Origin of the sequence: Secundilactobacillus paracollinoides DSM 15502 = JCM 11969 (assembly GCF_001311135.1) — a bacterium.
Lineage (GTDB): Bacteria > Bacillota > Bacilli > Lactobacillales > Lactobacillaceae > Secundilactobacillus > Secundilactobacillus paracollinoides.
In genome coordinates this window covers 14,977-34,265 of the sequence record NZ_BBAG01000014.1, presented here as the reverse complement: position 1 = coordinate 34,265, position 19,289 = coordinate 14,977, and the positions used below count along the sequence as shown (strand labels likewise).

At 47.8% G+C, this 19,289-nt stretch carries 12 protein-coding genes and 5 pseudogenes; 6 read left to right on the top strand and 11 right to left on the bottom strand.

From position 1 onward, the window contains the following. Positions 1 to 173: 173 nt before the first annotated feature. Positions 174 to 1,142: an NAD(P)H-dependent flavin oxidoreductase gene (locus JCM11969_RS06710; RefSeq protein ID WP_054709688.1), complete on the bottom strand. Its 969-nt coding sequence runs from the start codon at positions 1,140 to 1,142 to the stop codon at positions 174 to 176. A 166-nt stretch (positions 1,143 to 1,308) separates the two neighbouring features. Between JCM11969_RS06710 and JCM11969_RS06705 the strand changes: the two genes are divergently transcribed. Both JCM11969_RS06705 and JCM11969_RS06700 read left to right on the top strand, forming a co-directional pair. Beyond that, positions 1,309 to 1,989, top strand: coding sequence for a LysR family transcriptional regulator (locus tag JCM11969_RS06705; protein WP_054709685.1), 681 nt, complete (start codon positions 1,309 to 1,311; stop codon positions 1,987 to 1,989). After that, positions 1,926 to 2,243, top strand: a complete 318-nt coding sequence (locus JCM11969_RS06700; RefSeq protein WP_054709682.1) for a hypothetical protein — start codon at positions 1,926 to 1,928, stop codon at positions 2,241 to 2,243. The genes JCM11969_RS06705 and JCM11969_RS06700 overlap by 64 nt, the downstream gene beginning before the upstream one ends. Before the next feature lie 724 nt (positions 2,244 to 2,967). On the opposite strand, the gene JCM11969_RS06695 is transcribed toward JCM11969_RS06700, so the two are convergent. From JCM11969_RS06695 to JCM11969_RS06675, 6 genes and pseudogenes are all read right to left on the bottom strand, one after another. After that, positions 2,968 to 3,711, bottom strand: coding sequence for a hypothetical protein (locus tag JCM11969_RS06695; protein ID WP_054709679.1), 744 nt, complete (start codon positions 3,709 to 3,711; stop codon positions 2,968 to 2,970). A gap of 179 nt (positions 3,712 to 3,890) precedes the next feature. After that, positions 3,891 to 4,726, bottom strand: a pseudogene (locus tag JCM11969_RS06690) (undecaprenyl-diphosphate phosphatase). Between the two features lie 219 nt (positions 4,727 to 4,945). After that, on the bottom strand, positions 4,946 to 5,833 hold the full coding sequence (locus JCM11969_RS06685) for a 3-hydroxyacyl-CoA dehydrogenase (RefSeq protein ID WP_054709676.1): 888 nt from the start codon (positions 5,831 to 5,833) through the stop codon (positions 4,946 to 4,948). A gap of 286 nt (positions 5,834 to 6,119) precedes the next feature. Next, positions 6,120 to 6,719, bottom strand: coding sequence for an alpha/beta hydrolase fold domain-containing protein (locus tag JCM11969_RS06680; RefSeq protein ID WP_369523206.1), 600 nt, complete (start codon positions 6,717 to 6,719; stop codon positions 6,120 to 6,122). Beyond that, a complete protein-coding gene (locus tag JCM11969_RS20355) occupies positions 6,668 to 6,907 on the bottom strand; it encodes a hypothetical protein (protein ID WP_369523205.1) in 240 nt (79 codons plus the stop codon). The genes JCM11969_RS06680 and JCM11969_RS20355 overlap by 52 nt, the downstream gene beginning before the upstream one ends. A gap of 167 nt (positions 6,908 to 7,074) precedes the next feature. After that, positions 7,075 to 8,450: pseudogene (locus JCM11969_RS06675) on the bottom strand (FAD-dependent oxidoreductase). Positions 8,451 to 8,867: 417 nt separating this feature from the next. Here JCM11969_RS06675 and JCM11969_RS06670 point away from each other — a divergent pair. Further along, positions 8,868 to 9,290 (top strand): MerR family transcriptional regulator, encoded by a 423-nt coding sequence (locus JCM11969_RS06670; RefSeq protein ID WP_225353167.1) that lies wholly within the window; start codon positions 8,868 to 8,870, stop codon positions 9,288 to 9,290. Positions 9,291 to 9,328: 38 nt separating this feature from the next. Here the strand turns inward: JCM11969_RS06670 and JCM11969_RS06665 are convergent, their stop codons facing one another. Further along, positions 9,329 to 9,700, bottom strand: coding sequence for a PaaI family thioesterase (locus JCM11969_RS06665; RefSeq protein WP_054709673.1), 372 nt, complete (start codon positions 9,698 to 9,700; stop codon positions 9,329 to 9,331). 34 nt (positions 9,701 to 9,734) lie between these two features. On the opposite strand from JCM11969_RS06665, the pseudogene menB reads away from it, so the two are divergent. Then, positions 9,735 to 10,556: pseudogene (gene menB, locus JCM11969_RS06660) on the top strand (1,4-dihydroxy-2-naphthoyl-CoA synthase). Between the two features lie 12 nt (positions 10,557 to 10,568). Next, positions 10,569 to 11,982, top strand: a pseudogene (locus JCM11969_RS06655) (o-succinylbenzoate--CoA ligase). A 494-nt stretch (positions 11,983 to 12,476) separates the two neighbouring features. Here JCM11969_RS06655 and JCM11969_RS06650 read toward each other — a convergent pair. The 3 genes and pseudogenes from JCM11969_RS06650 to JCM11969_RS06640 form a co-directional block, all read right to left on the bottom strand. Then, positions 12,477 to 13,429: pseudogene (locus tag JCM11969_RS06650) on the bottom strand (aldo/keto reductase). 429 nt (positions 13,430 to 13,858) lie between these two features. Next, complete coding sequence (locus JCM11969_RS06645; RefSeq protein WP_054709667.1) at positions 13,859 to 14,824, bottom strand: beta-galactosidase small subunit; 966 nt, start codon at positions 14,822 to 14,824, stop codon at positions 13,859 to 13,861. Continuing rightward, positions 14,805 to 16,700 carry a glycoside hydrolase family 2 TIM barrel-domain containing protein gene (locus JCM11969_RS06640; RefSeq protein WP_054709663.1) on the bottom strand — a complete coding sequence of 632 codons (1,896 nt, stop codon included), beginning with the start codon at positions 16,698 to 16,700 and terminating at the stop codon, positions 14,805 to 14,807. Before JCM11969_RS06640 ends, JCM11969_RS06645 begins: the two co-directional genes overlap by 20 nt. 841 nt (positions 16,701 to 17,541) lie before the next feature. Here JCM11969_RS06640 and JCM11969_RS06635 point away from each other — a divergent pair. Then, entirely contained in the window at positions 17,542 to 19,167 is a 1,626-nt protein-coding gene (locus JCM11969_RS06635) for a peptide ABC transporter substrate-binding protein (RefSeq protein WP_054709660.1), read from the top strand. The last annotated feature ends 122 nt before the right edge of the window (positions 19,168 to 19,289 follow it).

Here is a 19,289-nt window from a genome sequence, read left to right as displayed (position 1 = left end):
ATCCCTCCATCATACTCACGCGTCTTAGAACTATTATGGCGGTAAATGAAAGGCCTGACAACCGGTAATTCAGTGGGTTAATGATTTTTTAAGTCTGGCAGGTGGGTACCAAACCGCATTAAAAAGGGACTTGAACGGCCAACATTCACCGTTCAGGTCCCAAATATTACAGTTTAGTCGAGGTCAGCAGTCAGTGTGTCAATGATCGCGCTGACTGGCTTAATGTCATGAATTAACGAAATCCCGGTGCCGACTGAAATATAGCCTTTGTCAATATCACCGTCCAGCATCCCGACCTTCATGTTTCGAATACCGCCTTGTAACTTCGCCAGTTCTTCACGCGTGGCGCCTTCGGCATCGCGCTTGACGAGCTCATCAGCTAATGCGCCAGGCAGTGACCGGTAGTAGGATGGCCAGGTCTTGTACATGCCGAGGTCAACGGCATTGTTGGTGATAATAGCCTGCTTCACATTATCGGGCACCCGACACTCCTGGCTGGCGATGAAGGCCGTGCCACAATAGAGGCCTTCAGCACCCAGATCAAAGGCTGCCTTTGCGGTGCGGGCGTCCGAAACGGCCCCGGCTGCCAAGACGGGAATAGAAACAGCATCCGCCAGCATCGGCACAATTGAAAAGGTGCCGATCACGCGACCAGGCAGGGTACCACCCTCATCAAAGCCGGTGGCAACGATGGCATCAGCGCCAGCTGCCTCGGCCTGTTGTGCGCCTTCAACAGTTGGATTCAGTTCCCGATAGATGACTTTCATATCGTGAGCCTTCATGTCTTTAATCAGGTCAGTATCGATCTCACCTGAATAAAGAGCAACGGGGACGTGTTCTTCGTAAACAACTTTTAAAATGGGTTCCGCAAATGTATTCGGGAAACTGGTCATCCAGCCAATGTTAACGGCAAACGGTTTGTCACTCAGCTGGCGAACTTTGCGAATCTCGTCACGCATCCGTTCTGCTGTTTCACCAGGATCAGGTGTGACCGTTGTTTGACCAGCGTTGGGGCCAAGGACACCCATTCCGCCCGCATTGCCAACGGCAGCGACTAGTTTAGCATCCGTCAACCAGGCTAAGGCACCCTGAATCACTGGCTTTTCAATTCCTAACACATCACAAAGACGATTTTTACTCATTTTAATAGGCCTCCTATATTACTAAAAAGAAATAATAACTTGTCAACGTTGATTGTTCATTAATGAACTTCTATGGTACAATGCCATTATTAATTGGAGTGTCTCAAAAGTCTAATTCATATTTTGAAAGTCATTATTACTTTTTAGAAATAATGGGAGGCAACTGATGCACAACACGCAACTTTTACTTAACATTTTGAATACGGTCCGCTATGAGGACACCCTCACCACAGTGGCTGCCCGCCTCTATTTGAGTCAACCCTACGTTTCCAAGATCATCAAGGAAGCTGAACAAAAATATGGCATGACACTCATTTTGAGAAACAAAGTGCCAATCACGCTAACCGACGCGGGTACCGTTTTGTTACAAAGTCTTACCCAAATTGAAAATACGAATCAAGCGTTGGCGCAACGACTAGAGACGCTCAAGCGTCACGAAAATGAGACCATCAACATTGCGTTTAATCAACCCGTTGCCAGTGCAGAATTGGCCCAACTTGCAACGCAATTAAAGGCCAGTTTTCCAGACAACCGGTTGAATTTCTTTGAACGGAGTACCAGTAGTTCGGAAAATCTACTGCTGAGCCAGCAAATGGATATCGTCGTGGGTCCACGCCAAAACAACCCAGCGTTTGTTTGCCAGTCGCTGGACCAAACTCAAGTCGGCTTTTTAATTTCAAACGAGTGCCGCGTCTATGAACCAGGCCGGTTTATCTACCCTATTCCGCTGCCGACCTCAGTGAACTTAGTCACTATGACTATATCGGATTGTCAGACCGCTCATTGCTTCAACAACAGCTCAACGCGTTATTTGAACAGCATCACATTCAAGTTGAAGAAATTCTAAGTCTACCGGATATCTTTACGGCAACCCGCGCCGCCTATGATCTCAAAACAACCACGTTGACAACGATGGCCATCGCAGCCACCGTTATTCAACCGGATGAGCCCTATAATCTCATGATGTTGCCACCTGAGATCATCGCGCTGGATAACACGGTCATCCACACGAATAAGGCCAGTACCCTAGTTGCGGCTTGTAGTCATGCGCTTTGGCAGCTATTGTCTCAAACACGATCTGCATTAGTCGACAACCGGTAACGCTGTGATTACTGGAGCACTATGACCAAACAAAAGACTCATCATTTTAGACTGCCGCGCCGTAACGCGTTCTGCCGCACTCATCAAAAAAGTCAGCACCCAAGTCATTGACGCGACTTGATTACTGACCAGTACCGTTATAGAAACAATGTTGCTTCATTCAGTTCTCCAACTAGTATCCTTTACCGAAGTGACGTCTGCAAAATAACAATCAGGCTCCCCAGCCTAACAGTCAACAGGTCGTCCAAAGTAACGTGCGTAAGTTTGTGGGTGTCACGTCCCTATAACCTGGCACTCGGTGAAACCTACTCATGCCCCCGCTAAATCCCACTAACAGGGTAACTACATGCATTACCTATTCCCCAGCACACAGTTGCTGTTCTTAAGTCAAACAACTGGTGGTGAACTTGATCACGGTCATAGTATAACATCTTGTGAACTGTTTAACAATAATTATTTTTACAGAATTGTTGTTTTGTCTTGTTGTTGTTTGATTGGGGTGGAACAGGTTTGTGGCTGTGATTTTTTGATATGGCGCTTGGCTTTCTAGGCTACCGTGCCGAAACGCGTTCCAGAAGGCAAAAGGTTGCACACAAGCAGACTCTGACACAAATTCCAAACCCAGGAATTTCTGTCAGAGTCTGCTTGTGCTCCACCTTTTAACCGCCTTCTTCCACGCTCTACTTCCTTCTATCATCAAACCCACAAACACTCACCAACCCAATCACACCAGCCAGCAATCCCCAGCCGCTAAATGACGCGATACTGCCCGCTGCTTCGCTAGTTTGGGGCAACGTCTTATTTGTTGTTGGCGTGACCTTAATGCTTGGGTATGCGTCGGGTGTAGTTGCAGCGTATGAACCTTGGCATTTGAAGAGTCCTGCTTTACTGTTGTCACCTTACTCGACCGACTCGTTCCTCGAGTTACAGGTTGTTCCTGCTGGTCAGACGACTTAGCCGTTGCACCTGATGCTTTTGCGGTTGTTGTACCAGGCGTCACCACAGTCATAATATCCGACGTCGTTTGCCCACTCGTCTGTGCCAGATCTGCCGTTTTTTCAACGGTAATTGTGGCAGCACGTTGTCCGGGTTGGATAAACCCATAATATGTTCCACTTAGCAAAGAATACCCAGCAGGCACAATACTAGAAACACTTGGCAGTAGCTGACCCACCGGCCCATTATAATAAACCGGTGATCCAATCAGCCGACCAGCAGTGTCCTGAAATGTAATCGTCAGACTGCCCATCTTCGCTGCCTGTGTCGTCGTTGTTTGCGTGCTACTAGCCGCTGCCGTTTGGGCTTGCTGTGACCCACTTGACATGCCTGCTTGCGGCGTGGGTGTCACCTCCAAGCTTGTGTTGCTCGCAGCATTAGTTGCTGCTCGCCCCGTTATGGTACCAGTAAGACCCAAGCCGAATAATACAGCTGTTCCGAGCACAAGTCCCCGTTTCAAAATCACCCTCATGCCTGCTCCTCCTTCTTTCCAGCACTGCGTCTAATTCCCCCGAATGAACCGCAACTGCTGACCGATAAATGATGGTTTCATTATGGCATGAAATATCAGTAATAGCTAGCTTAATCAAGGGATTTAGCCGGGTAAATTTTACTATTTATATTTTGAAGCACGTAGCCACTGTTCACCGATTATTTGATAAGCTGTTGAAGACCAAAATAGCCAAAAATGATCAGGCCTAATGCAATTCGGTACCACCCGAAAATTTTAAAATCATGGTATTGAATGAACCGCATCAAAAACTTGATCGCGGCGTATGCAACAACGAATGAGACAATCACACCTACTGCTAAGACAAAACTCTCTGGGCCAGTCAGATGATTACCATGCAGGGTAAACTTAAGCACCTTCAAGGCGCTGGCGCAACCATGGTTGGAATCGCCAGAAAGAAGGAGAATTCTGTGGCAACAAACCGACTCGTTCCCAGTACCATGGCGCCCAAAATAGTTGCGCCTGAACGCGACGTCCCAGGCACTAGCGATAAGAGTTGGCAAAGACCGATCGTAAAGGCGAGTGGTAGAGAGAGACGGTTCAGCGCTGTTGTTTTAGGTCTTCGATTGGCATTGATCTGCTCAACGACAATAAATAGCACACCATACACGATCAAAGTAGTCGTAATGACTGGCCAGGTGGTCAGATGTGCATCCATGAAATCGTCGACGAATGGCCCAACCACTAAACTGGGCAACATCGCAACCACCACTTTTACCCAAAGTACCCAAGTCGCATGACGTTCGGTCGTTGTCTTACCGGGTGCGATTGGATTCAACTTATGAAAATACAGCACGACAACAGCCATGATGGCGCCAAGTTGAATGACAACCATGAAGAGGTTGATAAACGCGACAGGCTCATGAAGATGGATAAAGGCGTTCGCAAGGTAGAGGTGGCCCGTCGAACTGACGGGTAGAAATTCAGTAATCCCCTCGATCACACCAAGAATAATGGCTTGCATTACAGTTACTATCATAAAAATGGGTCGCTCCTTTAGCCTATTTTTGTGGGTCACTCTATAACTACGCAATGTATCGTGATTGTTCGAATTTTTTTTCAGACCATTAAAAGCACAGAAAACCGTAAACAAGCCACCTGCACTACGCTGTTTTCTGATGAGAAAACCAGCCTGGTTCAGGTGGCTTATTTATGCTATCTAACGGGTATCAGTAAGCTTGTTACCCCAGACAGTCTATGCCAGAAAATCCGTTTGTTGATAAGCCGGGTCTGGATACGTGTAGAATCCATGACCGCTTTCCAACCCCAAATTACCGTCATCGATCATCTGCTGCACCTTGGCTAACGTCTTCTTAAACGCTGGATTGTCGCCCTGACGTTCCTGCGTGATATTGAAGAAGGTGCGTAAGCCAACAAGGTCAATCGTTGCGAATGGCCCCATGGGTGCCCCGCCATCGATCATCCAGGTCTTATCCACTGTCTGCGGTGTCGCAATATCTTCGCCCCAAAGATAAGCGGCGTTTTCCAGGAATGGTGTTAACAGTGAATTTAAAACGTAACCCGGCTGTTCTTTTTGCACCACGATCGGCACCATCGAAATCTCATGCGCAAACGTGGTTAACGTAGCGATGACCTTCGGATCAGTCCCAGGGTGGCCCATAATCTCAGCCGTATTATGCTTCCAGATCTGGTTGGCAAAGTGCAAATTAGCAAACTGGCTCGGCCGGTCTGTCTGATCTGCAAATTGCGATGGCAGAAAGGTAGATGAATTTGACGCAAAGATCGTTCTGGCATCGGCAATGCCCGAAATGAGATGGTAAAAATCGGTTTTGATAGTGGTCACTTCAGGAATTGCTTCAATAACCAAGTCGACATTACCGAACGCAGTGTTTGGGTCACTCGTAACCTGTATCCGCGCATGCGTCTCGTCCAGGTCTGCCTGAGTCGCATGCATATCGCCCTGATACGATGCGTCCAGCCGTTGGAGTCGATTCTTTGCCGCGGTCAAGGCCTCGTCATTGATATCATAAATCGTGACGTGCTTACCAGCATATGCTGTTTGGTACGCAATTTGACTGCCCAATGTGCCGCCACCAGCAACCGTTACCGTTTGAATCCTCATATCGTTCACCCCTATGTGTAGTTTTGGAAATTAATTCCAACCTCACTGTAGCATAATTAGTTAACCCCATTCATTAACTAGCCATGATAATTAACTGACAGTCCGGCCATTAAAAAACGGCCGAGCAATCAAATAGCCACGGCCGTTTCTTATTTCATTAGTTGTCTCAGTTAGCCCAACCGTTCAAAAGGTTGATGGTTAAACAAGTTAACTAGTTTTTGTTTCTCAGTAATTTCTTAGAGAATTTAAGAATTATCTTAGCGATTCATTAAATACGCATAATGTATTATTTTTCTAAATGAGCATCTAAAAACAGCATTGTCTGGTTAAAAACGTCATCCAAATACCCCTTAGCGTGCCGCGTTCCCGGAATCATCATCATCAGCTCAAACGGTCGTTGATGATACGTCATCGCTTGCGCAACCTGTAACACGCCGCTGGTAGGCACAAATTCGTTTAATGAGTTCGCCAAGAATAGCGGCCCCGTCGTGTCGCTAATGCGATGCACCGGCGTTGCCGCCTGCCACTCAGAGGTTTCACCGTTAAAGTAGTTGGTCACAAACCACTTATAAAAACTGTCGTTGTGCCCGTCCTGATTAATCTGGGCGCTGGCCGTGCTGTTGAAACTGCTCGTGTCACCCTCTGCCGCAACAACATCTTCGTGGTGCTCAAGCCAGTCATCAATGTCGAGAATACCAGATAATGACACCGCAGGCATCCCCGTTTGAATGGCTAATTCAACCGACATGTTTCCGCCGGCCGATGAGCCGACAACAGCGGTTTGTTGCGGCAGATCCTGAGTCTTCAGCCAGGCTACCAGTGTCGCCATGTCTTCTAAGGGTGCCGGGTAATAAGCTTCAGGTGTAATCCGATAATTCGGCACCACTGCCGCATAGCCGCCAGCAACCAGTCGTTCAGCCAGTCAGCATCCTTGCCCTTGTCTCCGCGGAACCAGCCACCGCCATGAATATCAATGATCGTCGCCCGTGCTGGTTTACTGTCATCGTAATAAAGATCTGTTTTTAACTCGTGCTCTGGATCGTACACTACGTCAGTTTTTGTAATCAACCCCATCAAAATGCACTTCCTTTCAGATTTCACAGTGAGTATCGCGCGATTAGCTGACCAGGTCAATAATTTGAACTTGGTTATCGTTGACCTAAATGTCGTAAATAAGGGCATCAAAAAACAGCCATCAGGATTTAATTCCGCCTGACAGCTGCTAAAATGATCGTTTTATTTTATTTAGTAAATTCTGGTTCGCCCAGTGCGTGTTGTGCAGCTAGGTTCAACAAGCTCCATTGACGATCAAAGCCTGGTTGGAAGAAGAAGTCAGCTTGTGCGAGGTCTTCCAAACGCAATCCTTGTTGCACAGCCAAGGCAATCACGTTCTCTTGAGCCGTAATGTCATAGGTTGATAAGACGGCACCACCCAAGATCTTGTGAGTCTGTGGGTCAAAGTCTAACCCAACATAGACATCCGGGTTGCCCTTTTCAGTAGGGACATAAGCTGGCCGCAAGGTATCCTTGTAGAAGGAAGTCTTGATGGTCACACCAGCTTTTTTAGCAGTGGTTGTGTTTAAGCCAGATGAAGCAAAGTGGTAATCAAACACACTCAGTGCTGATGAACCGACCACACCTTGGAATGGTACTGAAGGTGTGTTTTCGAAGATGTGATCGACCACGTAACGCGCTTCACGACGAACGACAGTGGCCAAAGCAATTGGCATCTTGGTTTGAGCAGGGATCGAGTAAGCTAACACAGCGTCACCCATGGCGTAAACGTCAGGAACGTTTGTGCGCAGATATTCATCCGTTTCGATCCAGCCACGGTCATCCAAATCGATGGTTCCCTTTAACCAAGCAGTGTTTGGCTTAACGCCGGCTGCTTGAATGACCAAGTCACTTGGATATTCAGCATCGCTCGTCTTCACAGCGGTAACCTTACCAGAACCTTCATAGGATTCAATGTGGGCGCCCGTAACGACGTCAACGCCTTATCAGCTAATTCCTTAGCCAAAACATCGGTCAAATCAGCATCCAGGTAGTTGCCCAGAGGCCGGTCGATCATGTCGATCAAGGTCACGTGCTTGCCGGCTTTGGTGCTGGCCTCAGCAGCTTCAACACCAATGTAACCAGCACCGATAACGGTAATGTTTTTAACGGTTGGATCAGCGAGCTTTGCCTTGATCTTTTCGGCCCAGTCCTTACCCCGCATCAGATAAACATTTTCCAAATCGTGGCCAGGAACCGGTAAATCGTTTGGCGTTACCCCTGAACTCAGGATCAACTTATCGTAGTCATAATTCTGCGTTTCGCCAGACTTTAAGTCCTTAACAGCAACCTGCTTGTGATCAGTATCGATCTTGGTTACTTCGTGGTTAGCGTATACTTCTGCGCCGCGTTTTTCCAGGTCTTCTGGCCGGAAATTACGGACGTCATTGACATCTGTGACACTGTTTTCAAGATATAATTCCATCCCACATGACATAAATGAAATGAAGTCGCCTGCTTCAAATAATTTGATGTCGAGATCTTTATACTTGCGTGTTAATTCCAAAACAGATTGGTGACCACCATGTGATGCACCAACAACAATAACCTTTGTCTTTGACATAAAAATATAGCCTCCCAATGATTCGTCAGCCCACTAATCCTGTCAGCCCGCTCACGAACCAGCTTTTTCGTTTCGCCTTCTATGTTAGAATGATTATAAACAATAGTCAACCGCTTTCAAGAAAAATATGAATAAGTTTCTTATTCATATTTTATATCGGAATTTCAAACCTACTCCGTTGTAACTGTCGCTTTGTTCTGTCAGCCTGCTAAAATCACAGCATAATCGACTTCATAGCCTACAGTTAAACCGCTTTCTTGAACACTCTTACCTTAACACACTATATTCCAATTTTGCAAAACTAAATAACACACAATGTAAGTTTACTTAGAGTCGACTCTAAGTGGTAAACTAGACCCACTACTACTTAAGGGGGAAACCACCCATGATGTATTCAATCGGGCAAGTTGCTGAAAGATCAGCCTCAGCAGCTACACGCTGCGCTACTACGACCACGAAGGCCTCATGCCCTTCGTTCACCGCAATAAAGCTGGTCGGCGCGAATTTTCTGAGCATGACCTTGATTTCATCGACCTCATTACGTGTTTAAAAGGCACTGGCATGCAGCTTAGCGAAATCCGCAAATTCGTGGAAATGTCGATGGCTGGCGACGAAACGTTAGCCGACCGTTTGGCCATTTTTAAAGCTCAGCAAGAAGCCGTTCACGACCAAATGGCACAGCTGCAAAAACATCTCGACAAACTCAATTTTAAAGTACGCTACTTCGAAGCTGCCTGTGACGCAGGCACTGAGGATGCGGTCATCGCGAACTGCGACATTCCGAATTCGCCCATCACAATTGATGACTCAAAACGGGTTAAACCAAACAAAGTCAGCTAATCAAAAATGGCCCGGTACATTACGCACCGATGCCATTTTTAGGCTGGTTTGACCGTGACCGCCAACGTCACCGTACTAAAGCTGGTCAAGGTTTCTCCGACTCGGGTCTCAACCTGCCAGACCTGCGTCGTGCGGCCAATTCTAATTGGCGTCGCGCTGGCAACGAGCTCGCCAGTTGCAGCTGGTTTTAAATGATGCGTATGCACATCCAGCCCCACCGCAACGTGCGCGTCATCCAAATTTGCGTTACCACCGATGGACGCAGCACTTTCTGCTAACACAGCGTTAATGCCGCCATGAACGATTCCGTACGGTTGTTTAATCGCATCCGTTATATTTAGTGATATAATAACGTTGTTTTTTGAAACTGAAACCTGCTTTATCCCTAACGTTTCTAATAAATTATGCATCATAATAACCTCAAATCTGAAAGGATGAGTTAAATTGACATCAGTGACATGGTAGACTGTAAAAACCTACGACTGGATCTTCTTTGAACGCGCAGATAAAATTGCGAAGATCACCATGAACCAGCCCGACAAATTGAATGCGTTTACGCCTGGCATGGTTCAGGACATGATCGACGCGTTTACTTACTGTCGTGATGATACCACAATTGGCGTGATTATTTTAACCGGTGCGGGCGACAAGGCCTTTTCTTCCGGTGGCGACCAGTCCGTTCGCGGCAACGGCGGGTATGTCGGCAACGACCACATTGCCCGACTCAACGTGCTGGACCTGCAACACCTGATTCGGATCATTCCAAAACCGGTCATCGCAATGGTGAAAGGCTGGTCAGTCGGCGGTGGAAACATTCTCCAGCTGGTCTGTGACCTGACCATTGCTGCTGACAACGCCCAGTTCGGCCAAACTGGTCCCAAGGTCGGTAGTTTTGACGCCGGCTACGGTTCCTGCTATCTGGCACGTGTCATCGGCCATAAACGGGCTAAGGAAGTCTGGTTCCTCAACCATTTCTACAGCGCGGAAGAAGCCTACCAAATGAACTGGATCAATAAAGTCGCCCCACTGGCTGACGTCGAATCTGTCACGCTGGACTGGTGTAATGAAATTTTGACGAAATCACCGACTGCCCTGCGGTTTATTAAGGCAGCCATGAACGCTGATACGGACGGTTTGGCCGGGTTGCAGCAACTTGGCGGTGACGCGACGATGCTGTTTTACCAAACGGATGAGGGTAAGGAAGGCCGCGATGCGTTTAACGAAAAGCGCAAGCCAGATTTCGATAAGTACCCAAAGTTCCCATAGGAAGGCGATCGTTTGGATAATTGGTTATGTAAACAAGCACGCCTCAGCCTGACCGAATCGCGGTGACGGACGGCAAACAACAACTGAGCTTTCAGGCGCTCGCGACTGATGCCGGCCATATTGCCGGTCAATTAACCGCCAACAACATCCCGGCTCAAACGCGGGTCGCCGTTCTAGCAAACAATACACTGGCAGGCTACCGAATCGCCATGGCGCTCCTAGGCTCTGGTAGGACGATCGTCTGGCTCAACAAACGGCTTACGACGGCGGAACTGTTGCGTGAATTTGTCGACTGCCAGGCCAGCACTTGTCTAGTCGCAGACGATTTATGGCGGACTGATTTTCCTGAGGCGTTTATTCAATTCAGTGTTTTATTGGCAACGGCCGCCGATCCCGAATCATTGCAATCAGACTTTGATCTGCCGCAAGTTGCCAGCATCATGTATACTTCTGGGACAACGGGTGCCCCAAAAGGTGTCTTACAGACGTTTGACAACCATTACAATTCAGCTTTAGCTTCAGCACTGAATCTTGGTCTGACGCCAAATGATGACTGGCTCTGTGCGGTACCGATCTTTCACATCAGCGGTTTTTCAATCATGATGCGCGGACTGATCTACGGCATGACGGTGCGCTTAACTGAACGGTTTGACGCTGAAGCCATTAACACGATTCTGGTCAACGAACCGGTCACTGCGATGTCGGTCGTCCCCTACATGCTGAAAAAGTTATTGGCGTTTCAAGAAACGAACTCAGCCCCATATAATGCTCACTTTAGAACCATGTTGCTTGGTGGCGGGCCAATTGATCGCACCACGCTTAAACGCTGCGAGCAGCTGCATATCAGCGTTGTCCAGTCGTACGGGATGACGGAGACGTGTTCGCAAATCGTCGCGCTAAGCAACCAGGATGCGGCCGCTAAGATTGGGTCAGCGGGTCAGCCGTTATTTAGCACGCAACTCATGATCAGCGATGACAACGAGATTCTGTTGAAGACCCCCGCCCTGACGCCAGGTTACCTCAACCGGCCAACCGCCCTATTTGACAAAACAACTGCGGATGGTTGGTACAAAACTGGCGATGTGGGTCAACTGGATTACGATGCTTCCTCTTTGTCGACGGCCGGCTGGATGACATGATCATTTCGGGTGGCGAAAATATTTTCCCGGATGAGATTGAAGCAGTCTACCAAAACTGCCCCGGAATCCGTGATATTGCGGTGGTTGGCGAACCCAACGACACTTGGGGCATGGTACCCGTAGCGTTCGTGGTGGCAGATGAACCGCTGGACACGCTGACGTTTAAGCAGTATGGTCGCGACCATTTGGCCCACTATAAGGTGCCAAAACGGTTTATTGCGATTGATGCGCTGCCGGTGAATGCTGGTGGGAAGGTGCAGCGGGTGGTGTTGAGGAAACTATTGTAGAGTGCGGAGGAAAACGGGTTGAGGGCGGAGCCTAAGCCAACTCTGGCAGAAATGCCTGAACTTGGCATTTTTGCAGAGTTGGCTTAGGCAGTAGCCTCAGTTTTCTGGAGCACGTTTCCGCTCGGTGGCCTAGAAATGCCTTCAATACTAACTTTAAATCAAAAAACAGTCTCGAACCGACAATCACATGTCGATCCGGGGCTGTTTTTAGTTTTTAGCTACTTTAATTTTTAGCTTTCTTGGCTACCATGCCGAAACGTGTTCAACAAGGCACGGGGCTAACGTGTAACGGACTATGACCAAAAAGTCAGAACCGGACTTTGGTGTATTTCTGCTATGAAGTGGTCTTGGCAACGTGCGCTACTTTTACATTGCTGAAACGTGTTCAGCAAGGCACGGGGCGGCCATGTAACGGACTCTGGCAAAAATGCCAAACCCAGGCATTTCTGCCAGAGTCCGTTACATTCTGCCCCTAAACCGCCTTACCTCACACTCTACGGCAAATCATTCCCAGCCGCAAAATACAAATCATACCACTCCTGCTTCGTCAGCTGAACATCGGCACCGGCAATACTTTCTGTCAGGTGTTCCTTGTTCATTGACCCCAAGATCACCTGCATATTTGCTGGGTGACGGAGGATCCAGGCCGTTGCAATACCGTTTTTGGTACTGCCCTTTGCATCAGCCAACTCTTGGAGCTTCTTGTTTAATTCAGGGAACTTTGGGTTATCAATATATGGACCTTCAAACAGGCCATACTGGTATGGAGACCATGCTTGGATCGTCATGTTGTGTAACCGTGAGTATTCAATCATGCCGCCATCGTGGTCGACACTGGCATCGTCTTCCATGTTCACGTGCAACCCGGCACGAATGGCGCCAGCATGCATGACACTAAACTGCAACTGGTTCACCATCAATTTTTGGTCAACCGCAGATTGAATCAGGTTAACCTGGTTAGGGTTACAGTTAGAAACACCGAAGTGGCGGACTTTGCCAGCCGCCTGCAGTTCGTCAAATGCCGCAGCAATTTCGTCTGGTTCCATCAGTGGGTCTGGTCGGTGTAACAGGAAAAAGTCCAAATAATCGATCTGCATCCGTTTCAAAATACCGTCGACAGCTTCAATCAAATGGTCCTTAGAAAAATCATACCGCATCCCAAACACAAGGTCATCGTGACTGCGTTTAGGATCTAAAATGATGCCACCCTTTGACTGGATGATCAGTCTTCACGCTTAACGCCAGCTTTCTTCAACGCTTCGCCAAAGACCTCTTCAGATTGACCTGAGCCATAAATATCAGCTGAGTCGATAAAGTTAACACCGTGATCATGAACGGTGTCCAAAACGGACGCAGCCTCATCAGAATTCAACTTCAGCATGCGCATGATGCCAAGCGCAACGGCTGAAGTCTTTAAATTGGAATTGCCAATCGCAACTTCTTTCATATCTGAAACCCTCCTAAATAGTGAAGTTTCTTTACACCGTATATTATAGGAGTTAGAGGGTACTGTAAGTCAAGTAGAGTGTGAGGCAAGGCGGTTAGAGGGCGGAGTGTAAGTAACTCTGGTCAGAAAAGTCCGGGCCTGACTTTTTTGACCAGAGTTACTTACACAGGAGCCTCTGCCTTGCCGAACACGTTTAGTCTATATATCAAGGATGCGTAGGAGCCGGCACCACTCATTTACCGAACACCCTAAAAGTCCGGGTCTGACTTTTCTGATCAGAGTTGCTTACACAGAGGCCTTCTACCTCGGTAAACACGTCACGACAATATAAAAGATAACCCTAGCATCCTAATCCCCCACCTGACACGCAACCCTCCCACCAAAAAAAGAGCAGCAACCAAAGTCACCGCTCCAAAAATACCTATCTAATTACTGCTCAGGTCCATCGATCACAAACCCAAACGCAATATCCTGCTCAGCACTCACATGGTATTGCTCCTCCACGTCAGCACCCCAGGAATCGATCCCACCAACACCACGAGTCGCACCGTAAATCGTCAGAATGGTCCGACGTTTCAATGGCAGTTCCTCGATATGTGTCGCGTTTTCCAGTTCTTCAGGTGTGTAGGGCAGACAGCTAAATGCAAACGGCTTGTTAGCCTTGCTGAAGTGCAATGAGAAGTTGGCACGCGAGGTATCAGCGTTGTTTAACGTTTGGTCGCGGTTGACTGTCACACTGTCAGTCGCCATGTGCATGCCGCATTCCTGTGGCACCATGTAGGGTGAAACGGGCAGGCCGTCAACGTGGTAGGTGCCGGGAACGCCGCCAGCCATCCGGTCGGGATAGGTTTCGCCTGACAGCCCTTGGTAGTCGAACCCAGTTGCGGCCGTGGGCATGGTGAAACGCAATCCAAAGACGGGCAGCTGTGGCAGCCCTTTGGCACCATTGTAGTAGGCGGCCACTTGGATGCTGCCGGAACCGTCGACCGTGTAGCGCACTGTTACAGTAGTAGCGGGGGTCGTGGTCGTTTGATACGTGTATTCAACTGCGGCCTCATCCGCGTATTCCTGATTTGAGTATTTGTTGTTTTCTGGTGAGATCGGGAACCCCACACTCTGGCCGTCGATGAAGACTTCGATCTTCACACACTGACTGAACATGTCAGCCGCTAACCATTGGGCAGATTTTACGTAGAACTGGTTACCACGATCATTATCCGTTGTTGCCCGCCAAAATGCTGGGCGCGGGATCCGGTAACACCATTCCTTGCCATTTTGAACAAGTGATTCCAGACCACCCCGGTCATAGCTAAAGATATAGCCGAAGTTGGTGCCACGCAGGCCCAACGAGGCATCACCAAAGATCACCTTTACCTTAGTTGATGTGTTTGCCATAGTAGTACTTCACCTCCTGCATTGCTGGCTTTGGTGTCCGGTCTGCAAATAACAGTCCGTCACCTGAGAATTCATAATCTGAATGGCGATCATCAAAGTCCCCGCCGTAACGAAGCACTGGTTCGCCAGTCACTTCGTCTTCCGTCCACAGCGCTTGGTCGATGTAATCCCAGATAAACCCGCCTTGATACATTGGATACTTATCAATGAGCGCATCGTAGGAACTCATGCCGCCAAGGGAATTGCCCATGTCATGCATGTATTCACAGTTCACAAACGGCTTTTTCGGATCATTTTCAAGATACTTCGCAATTTCGACTGGCGGATCATACATCATGGATTCCATGTCAGAAATCTGATCCTCGTACTTTCGATTACGACAGACGCCTTCATAGTGGGTCAAGCGGGTGTCATCGTGGTCCTTGTAGAATTTATTCATGGCCGCAATATCATCGCCGGCATAAGATTCGTTCCCAAGGGACCAGAATAGGACAGCCGTGTGGTTCTTAAAGGCTTCATAGTTGCTGCGCGCCCGGTCAATAACAGCGGCTTTCCACTGTGGCACTGACCCCGGTACGTTGTAGGACGGCTCAACTGCACCCATTTTCTGCCAGGAACCATGTGATTCCAAATTATTTTCAGCCATCATGTAGATGCCCTCGTGGTCACACAGGAAGTACCACGGAATTTGGTCTGGATAGTGACACGTCCGAACCGCGTTGATGTTGTTATCATGAAAGACCTGCATGTCGTAATGCATATCTTCATCCGTCACAGCGCGGCCCCGTTTTGCATCCCATTCATGCCGATTGACACCGTTAATAATGATCCGGTTACCGTTTAAGAGCATGATCTTGTTTTTGAGTTCAACCTTACGGAAGCCAAAGTCATATGGCACGACCTCAAGTGTCGTCCCATCCGTTGTTGTGAGTTCAATTTGTAGATGGTACAGATAAGGATCCATGTGATTCCACAAATGGACCTTTTTGAAGACGTTATTTTCAAATGTCACTGATTCAGCTGCTGGCTTCGTGAGTGATAAGACTTCCCGCCCGTCGCCATCCGTGACCTTGACGCGGATCTCAGCGGCTGGTGCGTCGTCCGTTTGTGACAGTTTAAGCGCCAAATTCAGCTTGCCGTCGGTGTAATCAGCTGAAACATCAGGTCGAATCGCCAGGTCTTCTAGGAAGACAGCTGGTTTGCCAACCAACCGGACACTACGGAAAATACCGGAGAACCGGAACATATCCTGGTCCTCAATAAACGCTGCAGTACTGCGTTTAAAGACTTCGACCGCCATCAGATTCTCGCCGTCTTTCAGGTACGGCGTCAGATCAAATTCAGACCGGGAAAAACTATCTTCAGCGTAGCCGACAAATTGCCCGTTGAGCCAGAGATACATCGCTTCTTCAACACCGTCAAACTGCACGATTACCCGCTTATCACGCAAAGCAGGGTTCAGGATAAAGTTGGTGACATAGGCGCCAACCGTGTTATCTTCACCTTCACTAAACATGCCCTTACCGGTATCGCCATCACCCAGCGCATACGCTGGCCGCCGGAAGTCTTTACCTTCCCACGGATAGGTCGTGTTAATGTATTTTAACTGTCCGTATCCGGCAATCTCAATGTGACCGGGGACAGTAATGGTATCAAAATGAGTCCGGTCATAATCCGGGTCATAGAACCCAACTGGCCGCTCCTGTGGTGTTTGCGCAAATTGAAATTGCCAATCACCATCTAAGGACTGTTCTAAGCTCGATTGCCTAGTTGTCGCTTCCGCCGTGGATTGAAACCCACGGTGGTCGCTGCGAGCAGGTAACTGGTTCACCCGAAACGTTTCCGGATCGTCCAGCCAGCTAATTTCTGCTTTCAAAAAAAGGCCTCCCTTTATATCTCTAGTGTGAGAAACTAAACGACTTGGATGTGACGTTTCACCACCTCTTTCAAGAAATGATGAAGCGCTTACATTTAATATGATAAACTTTTTAGTAAAAAATTACTAGTAGAGAGTGGAGCAAGGCGGGTCAGGGGCGGTGTGTAAGTGACTCTGACCGAAAAGTCCGGTCCTGACTTTTGGTCAGAGTCACTTACACGTTAGCCCCGTGCCTTGCGAAACTCGTTTAGACACGGTTGCCGAGAACCACATCACTATTACTTCTCATTAGAATGAACCGACATAGAGCTACCTGACTTTTTGGTCATCGTCCACTACACGTTAGCCCCGTGCCTTGCGGAACTCGTTTCCGCACGATTGCCGAGAACCACATCACAATTACCTCTTATTAGTATGGGACAACATAGAACTACCTGACTTTTGGTCAGAGTATCCTCCCCGTTAACCCACGCTCCGCGAAACTAGTTCAGACTCGATTGCCTAACACTGCAAATCAAACCCAATAAAACGCAAAAAAGCACTATCCAACCTAGCATTTCCCAGTCTCCGCACATTGCAATCCCCTACCCATGAAACATGTTTAACCAAATACTGCCTCAAATCACATCAGCACCCTCCTAATATTCTTTTAATATTAAATAATGAATATTTACCCAATAAATACCGAATTCAAGCCATTTAATAGGCCTACAACACTGAATACTGTAAATTTTTATTATTTTACTGCTTAACAATTCTCAAATGTGTGGTAATCTAACATTAAAGAAAAATTAAAATATTATGTGATGTCATTGTGAATGTGTGTGAGGAGGACCTTTTTATGAACGTTAAGCATAAATGGCTAGCGACAGTTGGTGTTGCTGGTGCGGCGTTATTGTTGGCAGCCTGTTCTAACAGTAGTTCTAGTTCCAAAAGTAAGTCGATCACGCTTTCGACTGATAGTGAGATTTCAACAATGGATCTGTCAAAATCTACTGCACTGGGAACGTTTAACATGTTAAACAATACCGAGGAAGGCCTGTACCGTCTTGGCAAAAATAGTAAGACGGAAAAGGCAATCGCGAAGACGCTGACCAAGTCAAAGGATGGTAAGACTTACACGATCACCCTTCGTCACGGGGTAAAGTGGAGTAACGGCGACACCGTGACCGCCCACGACTTTGTTTACTCGTGGCAACGGACCGTTGATCCAAAAACGAAGTCCCAATATGGATATCTTTTTAGTGGTATCAAGAACGCAGATGCCATTCAGGATAGTAAAAAGGCAGCCAGTACTCTAGGAATCAAGGCTTTGGGGAAATACAAATTGAAGATCACCCTTGAACAACAGATTCCCTATTTCAAACTCTTGCTTGGGTTCCCAGTCTTCTTCCCACAGGATCAAAAAGTGGTCGAGAAGTATGGTGCTAAGTATGGGACGCGCAGTGACAAAATGGTCTACGATGGCCCGTTTAAGCTCTCCAGCTGGAACGGGACCAGTACAGCATGGAAGTTGACGAAGAATAACACGTATTGGGACAAAAAACATGTCAAACTCAACACGATCAACTACCAGGTCACAAAGGACCCGCAAACCGGCTTGAACCAATACAACTCGAAGAAATTGATTGCCACCAACATTACTGGGAATCAGTCCAAGAACTTGAAGAACAACAAAGCGTTGACGAATTTGCCAACATCAAGTTCTTACTACCTTTCATTGAACCAAAAAATGAAGCTGTTTAAGAACCTGAAGATTCGGGAAGCCATTTCGATGGCCGTTAACCGAAATACCCTGACGCAAAAGGTCTTAGGCGATGGGTCGTTTAATAACGGGAGTTTCGTTTCAAAGGGCCTGGCCGTTAACCCGAAGACGGGAAAAGATTTTACATCTGATGCCACCACCCCTGCTTCCATGAAGTACAACCCAACCGAAGCTAAAAAACTTTGGAAGGAAGGTCTGAAAGAGACTGGGATTTCGAACCCGCACATCACACTGTTAGCTGGTAATTCTTCGGACACTGAACAAGTTACCCAGTACCTGCAAAGTACTTTGGAAAAGAATTTGCCAGGCCTGAAGATAACGGATAAGAACATTCCGTCACAAACGGTATTAGCTGAGCAATCACAACATAACTTCCAGATGACCTTGTCAGACTGGTTCGCTGATTTCTCAGACCCAATCACCTTCCTGAACATTTTGACCACCAACAACGCAAGTAACCAGCCACAGTGGTCAAACAAGACATACGACAAGTTGATTAAGGCCTCCTCAACAACGGACGCCAACGACCCAGAAGCGCGTTGGAACGACATGGTCAAGGCGCAAAACATCCTGTTGAAGGACCAAGGTATCACCCCACTCTATCAATCAGGATCACCGTGGATGATCAGCAGTTCATTTAAGGGCTGGATCTATAATTCAGCCGGTGCCAACTGGAATTTGAAGGAGGCTTATACGAAGTAGAGTGCGGAACAAGGCGTTTTGAGGGCGGAGCATAAGTAACTTTCGGCATAAAATCCCTGGGCTTGGGATTTTGTGCCGGAAGTTGCTTATGCAGGAGCCTCAGCCTTGTGGAGCACGTTTCA

Coding starts and splice junctions, on each gene's coding strand:
- JCM11969_RS06710 (WP_054709688.1), bottom strand. CDS start 1,142: ATGAGTAAAAATCGTCTTTGTGATGTGTTAGGAATTGAAAAGCCAGTG.
- JCM11969_RS06645 (WP_054709667.1), bottom strand. CDS start 14,824: ATGGCAAACACATCAACTAAGGTAAAGGTGATCTTTGGTGATGCCTCG.
- JCM11969_RS06685 (WP_054709676.1), bottom strand. CDS start 5,833: ATGAGGATTCAAACGGTAACGGTTGCTGGTGGCGGCACATTGGGCAGT.
- JCM11969_RS06635 (WP_054709660.1), top strand. CDS start 17,542: ATGAACGTTAAGCATAAATGGCTAGCGACAGTTGGTGTTGCTGGTGCG.
- JCM11969_RS06705 (WP_054709685.1), top strand. CDS start 1,309: ATGCACAACACGCAACTTTTACTTAACATTTTGAATACGGTCCGCTAT.
- JCM11969_RS06665 (WP_054709673.1), bottom strand. CDS start 9,700: ATGCATAATTTATTAGAAACGTTAGGGATAAAGCAGGTTTCAGTTTCA.
- JCM11969_RS06695 (WP_054709679.1), bottom strand. CDS start 3,711: ATGAGGGTGATTTTGAAACGGGGACTTGTGCTCGGAACAGCTGTATTA.
- JCM11969_RS20355 (WP_369523205.1), bottom strand. CDS start 6,907: ATGGGGTTGATTACAAAAACTGACGTAGTGTACGATCCAGAGCACGAG.